The following is a 12,097-nucleotide window of genomic DNA, read 5'->3' on the forward strand; positions in this document are numbered from 1 at the left end:
GGTTGCCAAGGTGGGCGAGTTCGACCTGATCGCGCGCTATTTCAAGCGCAACACGGCCCCAGCGCAGGCGGCACCAGCGCCAGCAGCTAGCTTATCTATAGCAAAAGACACGCCCGGCGTGGCGCTGGGCATTGGCGACGACTGCGCCTTGCTCACCCCCGCGCCCGGCCAGCAGCTGGCCATCAGCACCGACATGCTGGTCGAAGGCCGCCACTTCTTCGCCGACGTCGACCCCGCCGCGCTGGGCCACAAGGCGCTGGCCGTCAACCTGAGCGATCTGGCCGCCATGGGCGCGCAGCCGCTGGCCTTTACCCTTGCCCTCGCGCTGCCACCAGCGCGTGCGGGCGACGATGCGTGGATGAGCGGGTTTGCGCGCGGCCTGTTCGCGCTGGCGGATGAGCACCGCTGCGCGCTGGTGGGCGGCGACACCACCGCCGGGCCGCTGAACATCAGCATCACCGTGCTGGGCCAGGTGCCCGCGGGCCAGGCGCTGAGGCGCGACGGCGCCCGCGCGGGCGACGACATCTGGGTCAGCGGCACGCTGGGCGACGCGCGGCTGGCGCTGCTTGCGCTGCAGGGCCAACTGGCGCTGCCGCCCGATCAGCTGGCCACCCTGCGCCAGCGCCTGGAGCAGCCCACGCCGCGCCTCGCGCTGGGCACCGCGCTGCGCGGCGCGGCCACCAGCGCCATCGACCTGAGCGATGGCCTGGCGGGCGACCTGCGCCACATCCTGAACGCCAGCGGCGTGGGCGCAGTGCTGGACGCCAAGGCCTTGCGCACGGCGGGCGCGACAGCGGCAACGGCAACGGGGCTGGCGCACGCGCGTTCCGCCGATGCGGGCCAGGATCTGCAGCACACGCTGACGGGCGGCGACGACTACGAGCTGCTGTTCACCGCAGCGCCTGCGCAGCGCGAAGCCGTGCGCGCGGCGGGCGCCGCCAGCGCCACGCCGGTGACACGCATCGGCCGCATCGAACCGGCGCAGGGCGCGTGGCTGCAGGACGCGCAAGGCGGCCGCCAGCCGCTCAGCGACTTCCGGTCGTTCGACCACTTCGCCTGAGGGCGTTGGGCAGCAGCGGCGGCCCCTCAGTTGCAGCGGCGCGTAGCCAGGCAGGCGTGCCGCTCAGGTCACTGCAACGAACGCAAAACTATCAAATCAATAGCTGCCAGCGCCCGCGCAGAGAGCGCTAGGCGCCGAATTGAACGATCTTCTGCTCGATCGCACCGAACAGCGGCTGCCCGTCGCGCCCGCGCATGTCGATGCGCACCGTGTCGCCAAAACGCAGGTAGTCGGTCTGCGCGGCGCCGTCTTGCAGCGCTTCCATGGCGAGCTTTTCGGCCACGCTGGCGTAGCCCTTGGGCCACTCGCGGCGGCCGTTGGCTTCAACGCCCGCGTTGCTGACGGGGCCGGTGCCAACCAGCGTGCCGGCGCGCAGGCGGCGGGTGCGCGCGGCGTGGGCAATCAGCTCGCCCAGGCCCCAGCGCATGTCGGCACCTGCGTCGGCCATGCCCACCTTGCGCCCGTTCCAGCTGGTTTGCAGGGTGAGGTGCACGCGGCCGTCTTGCCAGGCGTCGCCCAGCTCGTCCGGCGTGACGGCGACCGGGCTGAACGCGGTATGGGGCTGGCTGGCGACGGCGCCCCACGCTTGGGCGGCGGGCGGTGCGGCCCACTGGCGCAGCGTGGTGTCGTTGGCCAGCATCAGCAGGCGCACGGCGTCCAGGCCTTGCTCGGGCGTGGCGCCCAGGGGCACGTCGGCCACGATGGCGACCAGCTCGCCGCCAAAGTCGATGCCCCAGGCCTCGTCGGCCACCTGCACGTCGTCGCGCGGGCCGCGCAGGTCGTCGCTGGCGCGCTGGCGCAGCAGCGGGCCGGGCGCGTCGGCCAGGGCGGGTTGCACCAGCTGAAGGTGGTTGGGGTAGGCCGCGCCTTCGATGCGCTGGCCCGTGCGCGGCAGCGGCGCCATGCACTGCGCCGGGTCAAACGGGAACGGATGGCGCGCGCGCCCGTGGTTCAGCGCGTCGTACAGGTCTTGCAGCTGCGGGGCGATGAAGTTCCAGTCGTCCAGCGCCTGCTGCAGGCGCTGCGCGATGCCGGTGGCGAAGTGGGCAGTGCCCAGGTCGCGTGAAACGACCAGCAATTGCCCGTCGCGCGAGCCGTCTTTCAAAGTAGCCAGTTTCATGGGAATAGCGTGCGTGCGCGGGCGGCGCAGGCCGGCCCGCACCGTGAAGAAGGACGGCTGGTGGGCGCCGCTTCGTGGATGGAAAATGATACTAGAGCACGCTGCGCAACCATGGCCGACGACGCCCCCCGCCACCTCTCACCGCCCTGGCTGCGGTTGCTTGGGCTGGTGTTGCTGGCGCATGCGCTGGTGCTGACGGCGCTGGCGCCGCCCGTGCGCCGGACCGCCGTGGCACCGCCCGCACCCGCGTGGGCGACGCGGACGGTGGCAGCGCCTGCGGCAGCGCCGGAAGTGCGGGAAGGCGCACGCGATGCCGGGGCCGATGACGGGCCGCCAGCGGCGATTGCCACGCAGAAAGCGCATACGAGAAACTCGGCGCCAGCGCACGCTGCGCCTTCGCCATCTGCTACAAAAACCAAAGCGGATCAACCGCTGCGCGCGCCCAGCCCCGTCGCGCGCCGCGTGCCCGCGTCATCCAGAGCGGCGGACGCGGCACAGCCGTCAAAAGCGCCACCTGCCGCTGCGCTTGGCAAGTTTTCGCCCGCATCGCCCGTCAGCGCATCCACCGGTTCGCCCGCCGGCGCCGCCCAGCCAGCGCCGGTGTCGATCTCGGCCAGCCCCGCCAAGTCACCCAGCAAACAGACCCTGCCGCCCGTCCAAATCCCGCCGGCCGCCACGCTGAACTACGCCGTCACCGGCACGGCGCGCGGCGTGCCGTACGCCACCCAGTCGCAGCTGCGCTGGCAGCCCGAGGCCAGCCGCTACCAGGCCGAATGGGTCACCCAGGCAGGTGCCGCTGGCGCCGTGGCGCGCCGCTGGCAAAGCCAGGGGCTGGTGACGGCCACCGGGCTGATGCCCGAGCGCTTTGCAGAGAAAACCCGCAGCGAACGGGCGGCGCATTTCGACGCCGCGGGCCAGCGCATCCGCTTCAGCGCCAACACGCCCGATGCCGAATGGTCGGCCGGAGGGCAAGACCGTTTGAGCGCCGTGCTGCAACTGGCCGGCATGCTGGCCGCCGCGCCAGCGCGCTACCCACCGGGCAGCCAGATCGCGCTGCAAACCGCTGGCGCGCGCGACGCGCCCACCTGGCTCTGGCAGGTGCTGGACGACGAAACGCTGGACATCGCTGGCCGCCCCGTGCCCTGCGCCGTGCTGGTGCACCCGCCCGAAGCGCCGTACGAACCGGCCACCGCGCTCTGGCTGGCGCGGCCATTCGGCCACCTGCCCGTGCGCCTGCGCACCACCCAAGCCAACGGCGACACGCTGGAACACCAGCTGCAGAGCTGGCCCACCGCGTGGTAGCGCGGTAACGCGATAGCGCGCCGCGCGAGATCCGTGCATTTGTCACACAGATTGGCCGGCCGGCCGCGCAATCACCAACCGTTGCGGCACGGGCGTGCACCTTGAAATACGCTGGTGCGTTCTTATCTGTACCTGGCGCGAAAGCCTCGCGCGCACCCCAGAGAAAGACGCTACGCCACGATGAACACGCTCTACGACTCCGACAGCTTCGCGGTCGTCCACCTGCTGCCTGAGGCGCTGCAAGACGCCGATGTGCCCGCTGGCACGCCGGGGCTGGCGCGCCACGGGTTCGAGATCGTGGACAAGCGCTCCGGCAAAGAGGTTTACCTGGATGGCCTATGGGCCGAGCTGTTCCAGCAACGCATCGCCGCGTGGCAGGAAAACCTGCCCACCCAGGAAGAAGTGGAAGACACGCTGGAAGGCTACGCCGAGCTGGCGCAAAACCCGGTAGTGGTGCATTGATTCAACGCGCCTTGCTCTAAAACCTTGGCCGGCGCGCCGCCGGCCCGCCAAACCACAAGCCCGCTGATCAGCGGGCTTGTTGCTTTCTGCGGTTTCGGCCGAGTTGCACCGACCGTCTCCAGCCGCAATTTACTATCTTCCTTATAGCTGCCAGCGCCCTTGCAACGGGCGCTAACGGCCGATTCATTCCTTAAACCTGCACGCGCTGGCGCTGGAAATGACCGAGCGCGGCCACAGCATCGCCGGCCTGCCGCGCAACGCCAGCCACGCGCAGGTGCGCCAGACACTGGCGTGGGCCGACGCAGGCTGGCCCTGGGCCCACTACGGCCCGGTGGTGATGGCGGCGGTGCGCGAAGGTGTTCCGGTGGTGGGCGACAACCTGCCGCGCGCGCAAATGCGTGCCGCCATGCAAGACAGCACGCTGGATGCGCGCCTGCCCGCGCCGCAGCTGGCTGAGCAGGAAGCGCGCATCCGCACCGGCCACTGCAACGCGCTGCCAGGCAGCCAGATTCGCCCCATGACGCGCGTGCTGATTGCGCGCGGCCTGGCGATGGCCGACACCGTGACCGGGGCGCGCCAGCCGGGCCGTGGGGTGCTGCTGGTGGCCGGCAACGGACACGTCGCACGCGGGCTGGGTGTGCCGGTGCATCTAGCGACTGATATAGAGGTGAAAGTGCTTTCAGCGCAGGCGGAACCGGCGCTGGCAGCTACGAAAACCGAAGCAACTGAACCCTCGCCCGACCTGCTGGACGGCGACTTGCGCTGGCCCACGCCGCCCGTGCCACCGCGCGATCACTGCGCCGCTTTCCGCGTGCCTGTGTCGCGCACGCGTTGATCGGCCCACGCGGCCAGGCGGCAGGTGCCGCCCTTCACCGCGGCCAGCCGCCTTCAGGGGCGGTGCGGGTGATGGCCGTGCCGGCCAGGGCCGGGCGGGCCGCCGTGGGGCCCGGGGCGACCGGGGTGCGGGTGCCTGTCGTAGCGGCCAGGGTGGCGGTCAAAACGGTCGGGGATGCCGTCGCGGTCCCGGTCGCGGTAGCGCGGGCCGGTGCCGTAGGCGGGCACGGGGCTGCGTTCCCAGCGGGCGGGCTGGTAGGCCCAGCCGTTGGGTTGCCGATGCCATGCCGGGGCCGAATAGGCGTAGCCGGGGCGGTCGCGCAGCCAGTAGCCGCGCATCCACACATATTGGCCGCGCCGCCATTCGTAGTGCCCCGGCGCCCAGACGTAGCCGGGGCGCGGCGCCGGCACCATCACCTGCACGGGCGGCGGTGGCGGCGGGCCAATCTGCACGTTGATGTACGCCTGGGCGTGGGCGGCGCCCGCGGCGCCGAAGGTAAGCGCGCCGACGCCCAGCGCGGCGGCAGCCAGCCAGGCGGCGCGGCGGTTGGCGAAATGGGTCATGGTCGCAGTCCTTTCTGACGGGTTGGCGATGGCTTCATGCTGCAGGCCACAGGTGTGCATTGTGCAAAGCCGGCGCAAAGTTCAGTACGCAAAAAGGTAACAGCTGCGCCCGGGGCGTTGCGGGATGAAACGCGCGGCGGCAGGCGCGCTGGCGCCGCCGCCGCGGCCCATCACCACGCGTCTACAAAAGGCTGGGCAGCGCCCACCGCCGCCGTGGCGCTGGCCAGGCCGCGTGCCAGCCAGGCGCGGGTGTCGGCCGGGTCGATCACGGCGTCGATCTCCAGCGTCTGCGCCATGCTCATCGCTTCGCCGTTGGCATATTGGCGCGCCACGAGTTGCTGGAACAGCGCATCGCGCTCGGCGCCCTCGGGCACCGCTTCCAGCTCTTTCCTGAAGCCCAGGCGCACCGCGCCTTCCAGCCCCATGGCGCCGAATTCGCCGGTGGGCCAGGCGATGTTGAACACCGGCGCGTCGAAGCCGCCCGCCGTCATGGCCTGCGCGCCCAGGCCGTAGCCCTTGCGCAGCACCACCGAGAAGTACGGCACGCGCAGGTGCGAGGCGATCATGAACATGCGGCTGGTGTGGCGCACCTGGGCCTTCGTCTCGATCTCGGGCCCGACCATGAAGCCGGGTGTGTCGACCAGCGCGACGATGGGCAGGCCGTGCGCGTTGGCCAGTTGCATGAAGCGCGCTGCCTTGTCGGCCGCGTCGGGGTCGATGGCGCCGCCCAGGTGGTGCGGGTTGTTGGCCAGCACCGCCACGGGGCGGCCTTCCACGCGCGCCAGGCCGGTGACCATGCCGGCGCCAAAGCCGGCGCGCAGCTCCAGCCAGCTGCCGGTGTCGAACAGGCCGCGCGCCACGGCGCGCACGTCGTACACGCGCAGGCGGTTTTCGGGGATGGCGTGGCGCAGCCGGCGCTGGTCGGCGCACTGCCAATCGGCCACGCTGCCCTGGAAGTAGCCGAGGTACTGGCGCGCCGTGGCCACGGCTTCGGCCTCATCCTGCACCAGCACGTCGATCACCCCGCTGGCGCTTTGCACGTCGGCCGGGCCGATCTGCTCGGGCGCGAAGCTGCCCAGGCCGCCGCCTTCGATCATGGCCGGCCCGCCCATGCCGATGTTGCTGACGCGCGTGGCGATGATGGCGTCGCAGCAGCCCAGCAGCGCCGCGTTGCCCGCAAAGCAGCGGCCATGCACCACGCCCACCACCGGCACCTTGCCCGACAGCGCGGCGAACTGGCTGAAGGTGTGGTTGTTCAGCCCGGCGAGGATGGGCATGTCCACGTCGCCCGGCCGGCCGCCGCCGCCTTCGGCGAACAGCACCAGCGGAATGCGCAGCTGGTGCGCCAGCGCCAGCAGGCGGTCTTTCTTGTGGTGGTTGCGCCAGCCCTGCGTGCCGGCCAGCACGGTGTAGTCGTAGGCCATGATGGCGCAGCGCGACCGCTCTGGCCCGAACAGCGCCTCGTTCACGCTGCCAATGCCGGTGACCATGCCGTCGGCCGGGGTGTTGGCGACCAGGTCTTCCAGCGTGCGGCGGGTGCGCTGCGCGGCGATGGCCAGCGCGCCATATTCAATGAAGTTTCCGGCCCTGGCCGGCGTGGCACCTGCGGTGGCAGCTTCACTTTCTGTAGCATGCAGCTCACACAGATCAGCGATGTTTTCGCGCGCGCTGCGCCCGCCCTGCGCGTGGCGCCTGGCCATGGCGGCGGGGCGGTTGGCGTCCAGTGTGAAGGCGTGCCGGTCGATCACGCGCTGCAGGTCGGGGCGCGGTTGGTCCAGGTCCACCTCTTCGGCCACGGCGGTGGCCACGCCTTGCGCATCCACCGTCGCCAGCCGCACCAGCGCCTGCCCTTCCACGAGGAATTCGCCGGGCTGCGCAGGCAGCGCCACCACGCGGGCGGCGATGGGCGCGTGCAGCACGTGTTCCATCTTCATGGCTTCCAGCACGCCCAGCGTGGCGCCGGCGGGCACCACGTCGCCCACGGCCACTTCCCACTGCACCAGCTTGGCGGCCATGGGGGCACGCACCAACGTGCTGCCGTCGGTGGGGTCGGCTTCTTGCGCGAGGGCGGCGCCGATGGGGGCGGGCGCGGCGGCTTCGGAGCTGCGCGCGGCCAGGGCTTCGGCGGCTTGCAGCAGCGTGGGCAACTCGCGTTCCACAAAGCGGTTGTCCACCGCCTGGCTGGCGGTCTCGGGCCGGTCGGCCAGGGCGCGCAGCAGCGGCAGGTTGGTGGCGATTCCGCCGATGCCGAATTCCGCCAGCGCGCCGCGCGAACGCCGCAGCGCGGCGGCAAAATCGCTGGACGGATGGTGCACGATCAGCTTGGCCAGCAGCGTGTCGTAATGCGGCGACGGCGCCAGCCCCGCGCGGCCATGCGTATCCACGCGCACGCCGGGGCCACTGGGCAGATCAAAGCGCTGCAGGCTGCCGCTGGCAGGGCGCGCCTGGCCGTCGGCGGTGAGTGTTTCGGCGTTGATGCGCCACTGGATGGCGTGCCCGCGCACAGGCACCGGCACGCCGGGCGCCAGGCCCAGATCGGCCAGCGTGCGGCCCTGCGCCACGCCCAGTTGCAACTGCACCAGGTCCAGCCCCGTCACGGCTTCGGTGATGGTGTGTTCCACCTGCAGACGCGCGTTGGCTTCGATAAAAACGGAAGGGAGGGCGGCACTGTTTTCGTCCACCAAAAACTCAAAGGTGCCCAGGCTGCGGTAGCCCACGGCGCGCGCCATGCGCAGCGCGGCGCTGGCGATCTGCTCACGCAGTGCGGGGCTCAGCGTGGGGCTGGGGGCGATTTCCACCAGCTTCTGAAAGCGCCGCTGCAGCGTGCATTCGCGCTCACCCAGCGCGACCACCTGCGCGCCATCGCCGATCACCTGCACCTCGATGTGGCGCGCGCGGGGCATGAAGCGTTCGACGTACACGCCCTCCACGCCGAAGGCGGCCTTGGCTTCGGAGCGGCAGCGCGCCCAGCTGGCGGCCACGTCTTCGGCGCGCTCGACCACGCGCATGCCGCGCCCACCGCCGCCGCCCACGGCCTTGATGATCATGGCCGCGCCGTCGGCCGCCTGCGCCGCAAAGAACGCCGCCGCCTCTTCCAGCGTGACGGCGTGGTCGATGCCCGGCATGCACGGCACGGCTTCGGCAGCGGCCAGCGCGCGGGCGCGGGCCTTGTCGCCAAACAACGCGAGCTGCTCCGGCTCGGGGCCGATGAAGACAAGCCCGGCGGCCGCGCAGGCGCGGGCGAAGTCGGCCTGCTCACTCAAGAAGCCCCAGCCGGGGTGCACCGCGTCGGCGCCGTGCGCGCGGGCGATGGCGATGACGGCCGCCGCATCCAGATAGGCCGCAGGCCCGCTGGCGGCCAGTGGCACGGCTTCATCGGCCAGCTGCACATGCAGCGCCTCGGCATCGTCTTGCGCATAGACGGCCAGGCTGGCGATACCCGCGTCGCGCAGGGCGTGGATCAGGCGCACGGCCACCTCGCCACGGTTGGCAATCAGGACTTTGTGGAACGCGGTGGAAGACATGGGATGCTATGTTTTATGAAGCTGCTTGCGCACCACCAGACTGCGCTGGCGGCCTTTTTGATGCAAGGTTGGCACGCCGCGACACGGCCGCTACCACGCTGCACGGGCAGTGCGGCCAGGCGGCGCGACAAGGCGGCAGGCCGGGCGGCTGAACCCGGCTTGGCCGGCCGCGCGGCTTTATTTCTTGACCAGGGGACATTCGCTCAGTGCGCGCGGCAGGAAGGCCTGCTCACCCGTGAACCGTTTGACCACGCTGACCAGATCGTCCTTGCTTTTCATCTGGCCGGGCGCCTTCGCTTCAGCGTAGATCATGTCGCGCATCAGGCGGCCGTCTTCGCGGATGCGCGCGCCGTGGGTGTAGAAGTCTTCCACCGGCGTGTCGCGCATCTTGGCCAGCACTGCCTTGGCGTCGGTGGTGCCCGCCGCCTGCACGGCGTTCAGGTAGTGCAGCACGGCGCTGTAGACGTTGGCCTGCAGGTCGGTGGGCAGCTTGCCCTGCGACTTGCGAAAGCGCTCGGTCCAGGCGCGCGTGGCGGCGTTTTCGTCCCAGTAGAAGCTCATCACCAGCGGAAAGCCCTGCGCCGTCTGGTTGGTGAGCGCCACCACGTCGGCCGTGGTCAGCGCAAAGGGAATCACCTTTTGTTTGGTCTTGCGGATCTGGAATTCATCGGCCTGCTTGATGGCGTTCAGCAGATCGGTGCCGCCGCCCAGAATGCCGATGTTGTCGGCCTTGGACGCCTGGGCTTGCAGCAGGTACGAGCTGAAATCGGTGGACCCCAACGGAAAACGCACCGCGCCCAGCACCTTGCCGCCCTGCGCCTCAACGGCTGCGCGGGCGTCTTTCTCCAGACTGTGGCCCGCTGCGTAGTCCACGGTCAGGAAGTACCAGGATTCGGGCTTGCCCTTGTACGCGCCCTTGACCGTGAGGTTGGCCAGCGCGTAGCCGTCGCCACCCCATTGCAGCCCGTTGGTCGCACAGGACTTGCCGGTGACCTCCGCCGTGTTGACGGACGAGATCAGCACCTTGTTCTTTTCTTGCGCGAGCCGCTGCACCGCCAGCGCCACGCCCGAGTTGTAGATGTCGAACACGGCATCTACGCCTTCGGCGTCGTACCAGCGGCGGGCGATGGCCGAGCCGACATCCGGCTTGTGCTGATGGTCTGCGGCCACCAGCTCGACAGGCTTGCCCAGCACCGGGCCGCCGACATCCTCGATCGCCATGCGCGCAGCGGCCACCGCGCCCGGGCCGGTGACGCTGGAATACGGGCCGCCCTGGTCGTTCAGGACGCCGATCTTCACGGCCTTGGTCTGCGCCAGGGCAAATGGCGCCTGCGTGAGCACCAGCAAGGCGGCGCTTGCCAGGAGGATTCTCAGCTTCATGACGTTGTCTCCGATGTAATTGGCTAGCCAGCGCTTATGTGGCCTGGGCTGACTGCTATCTTTTTTAAATCTGAATCGTTCACGGGGCGGTGGGTAAGCGGGTGGCGGTGTTCGTCCTGGTGCGCGTCCTCGTCCTTTTTTGCAGCGGTTGGCGTGTGCACTGGGGCGGCGAGGCGTGTGAGCGGCGCTGTGCGCTGGCGCCGGCGCTGGCGGCGCGCCCCTCCGCGCCTGTCCAGGCTGCTCAGGCCTCATCCTTGAGCAGGCGGCGCAGCACCTTGCCGGCGCCTGTGGAAGGCAGTGCGTCGATGAAGCGCACGTGCCGGGGCACCTTGTAGGGCGCCATGTTGTCGCGGCACCAGGCCACCAGCGCGTCGGCGTCCAGCGCCGTGCCGGCTTTCTTGACGATGAAGGCTTTCACCACCTCGCCCTTGTCGGCGTCGGGCTCGGCCAGCACGGCGGCCTGGGCCACGGCCGGGTGCTTGATGAGGATGCTCTCCACCTCTTCGGGGAACACGCTGTAGCCGGAGACCTTGATCATCTCCTTGGTGCGGCCGATGAAGGTGAGGTAACCCTCGTCGTCCAGGCGGCCCATGTCGCCGGTCCAGACCCAGCCGTCTTTCAGCGCCTTGGCGGTTGCCTCTGGCTTCTTCCAGTAGCCCTTGAAGTTGCCGGCCGACAGCAGCGTGATTTCGCCCACGTCGCCCGTGGCTTTCTCGGCGCCGGTGTCGGGGTCGACGATGCGGATGGCGACACCCGGCATGGGCCGCCCGTGCGTGCCCCAGCGGATGGCGTCGTGCGGCATGCCAGTGTCCATCGTGTGCGTCTCCGACAGGCCGTAGGCCGCCTCGTACGACACGCACGGCCCGCGCGTAAACGCCTGCCACTGCCGGGCCAGCGCCTCGGTGAAGGTGATGCCAAAGCTGGTGACCGGGTTGCGCTGCAGGCTGCGCAGGTCGAACCGCGCCGCATCGGGCACCTGCATGCAGGCCACGTTCATCGGCGCGATGGAATACCAGTGCGTGACCTGGTAGCGGTCGATGGCCTGCAACACAGCCACCGGGTCAAAGCGGAACAACAACACCTGCGTGGCACCTGCAAGGATGGGCGTGTTCACGCCGAGCAGCATGCCCGCGATGTGGTACAGCGGTGCGACCGACAAGGCAATGTGGCCGTCCGCTAGACCGAAGTTGTCTACGGTGACCCCGGTTTTGAAGCGTGCGTTGCCGTAGCTCAGCATGGCGCCCTTGGGCAGGCCGGTGGTGCCGCTGGTGTAGGTCATCAGCGCCACATCGTCCATGCCCACGTTGACCGGGGCGGGGCGCTCGCCGCGTTCGGCCCCTGCGCGGGCGGTGGCCAGCAGGTCGATGCAATCAGGGGGCAGTGGCGCGGGCGCCGCCTGTAGTTCCGGCGGCACCGGCAGCGTGGGCGCCTCGGGCAGCAGATCGGCATAGCGCACCGCCAGCACGTGCCGCAAGGCCGTGTCGGCCCGCACCTGTTCGACGATCGGCAGCAGGTTGTCGGCCGCGATGATGACCTGCGCACCCAGATCGCTGAGCTGGTACTGCAACTCGTGCGCCTTGTTCAGCGGGCCGCAGGGGCAAACCACTGCGCCGATCTTCTGGATAGCGTAGTGCGCCACGACATACTGCGGGCAGTTGTTCATGAACAGGGCCACGGGCGCGCCACGCTGCACGCCCAGGCCCTGCAGGTGCGCGGCCAGCGCGTCGCTCCAGGCGTCCAGCTCTTGCCAGGTGATGGCGCGGCCGTACCAGATCAGCGCGGGGTGGTCGGGCCGCTGGCGCGCATGGGCGCGCAGATACTCGTGCAAAGGCTGGTCTGGGGTGGTCAAGG

General features: G+C 70.2%; 9 protein-coding genes. 4 read left to right on the forward strand and 5 right to left on the reverse strand.

What is annotated here, in order from left to right:
* The first annotated feature begins 10 nt into the window (after positions 1 to 10).
* On the forward strand, positions 11 to 1,060 hold the full coding sequence (thiL, locus tag C6570_RS01740; RefSeq protein ID WP_106701498.1) for a thiamine-phosphate kinase: 1,050 nt from the start codon (positions 11 to 13) through the stop codon (positions 1,058 to 1,060).
* A 127-nt stretch (positions 1,061 to 1,187) separates the two neighbouring features.
* Here the strand turns inward: thiL and C6570_RS01745 are convergent, their stop codons facing one another.
* The gene (locus C6570_RS01745; protein WP_106704458.1) at positions 1,188 to 2,180 is read right to left on the reverse strand and encodes a fumarylacetoacetate hydrolase family protein; all 993 of its coding nucleotides are present in this window, start codon (positions 2,178 to 2,180) and stop codon (positions 1,188 to 1,190) included.
* 111 nt (positions 2,181 to 2,291) lie between these two features.
* On the opposite strand from C6570_RS01745, the gene C6570_RS01750 reads away from it, so the two are divergent.
* From C6570_RS01750 to C6570_RS01760, 3 genes are all read left to right on the forward strand, one after another.
* Positions 2,292 to 3,482, forward strand: a complete 1,191-nt coding sequence (locus C6570_RS01750) for a DUF3108 domain-containing protein (protein WP_164675470.1) — start codon at positions 2,292 to 2,294, stop codon at positions 3,480 to 3,482.
* Between the two features lie 180 nt (positions 3,483 to 3,662).
* Positions 3,663 to 3,944, forward strand: coding sequence for a BTH_I0359 family protein (locus C6570_RS01755; protein ID WP_106701502.1), 282 nt, complete (start codon positions 3,663 to 3,665; stop codon positions 3,942 to 3,944).
* Between the two features lie 217 nt (positions 3,945 to 4,161).
* On the forward strand, positions 4,162 to 4,779 hold the full coding sequence (locus C6570_RS01760) for a ChaN family lipoprotein (RefSeq protein ID WP_106701504.1): 618 nt from the start codon (positions 4,162 to 4,164) through the stop codon (positions 4,777 to 4,779).
* 53 nt (positions 4,780 to 4,832) lie between these two features.
* On the opposite strand, the gene C6570_RS01765 is transcribed toward C6570_RS01760, so the two are convergent.
* From C6570_RS01765 to C6570_RS01780, 4 genes are all read right to left on the reverse strand, one after another.
* The gene (locus C6570_RS01765) at positions 4,833 to 5,342 is read right to left on the reverse strand and encodes a YXWGXW repeat-containing protein (protein WP_106704459.1); all 510 of its coding nucleotides are present in this window, start codon (positions 5,340 to 5,342) and stop codon (positions 4,833 to 4,835) included.
* A 170-nt stretch (positions 5,343 to 5,512) separates the two neighbouring features.
* Positions 5,513 to 8,866: an acetyl-CoA carboxylase family protein gene (locus tag C6570_RS01770; RefSeq protein WP_106701506.1), complete on the reverse strand. Its 3,354-nt coding sequence runs from the start codon at positions 8,864 to 8,866 to the stop codon at positions 5,513 to 5,515.
* Between the two features lie 177 nt (positions 8,867 to 9,043).
* Complete coding sequence (locus tag C6570_RS01775; protein WP_106701508.1) at positions 9,044 to 10,246, reverse strand: ABC transporter substrate-binding protein; 1,203 nt, start codon at positions 10,244 to 10,246, stop codon at positions 9,044 to 9,046.
* Positions 10,247 to 10,487: 241 nt separating this feature from the next.
* Entirely contained in the window at positions 10,488 to 12,095 is a 1,608-nt protein-coding gene (locus tag C6570_RS01780; RefSeq protein ID WP_106701510.1) for an AMP-binding protein, read from the reverse strand.
* Positions 12,096 to 12,097: the final 2 nt, after the last annotated feature.

The organism is Ottowia oryzae, from assembly GCF_003008535.1.
Taxonomy (GTDB): domain Bacteria; phylum Pseudomonadota; class Gammaproteobacteria; order Burkholderiales; family Burkholderiaceae_C; genus Ottowia; species Ottowia oryzae.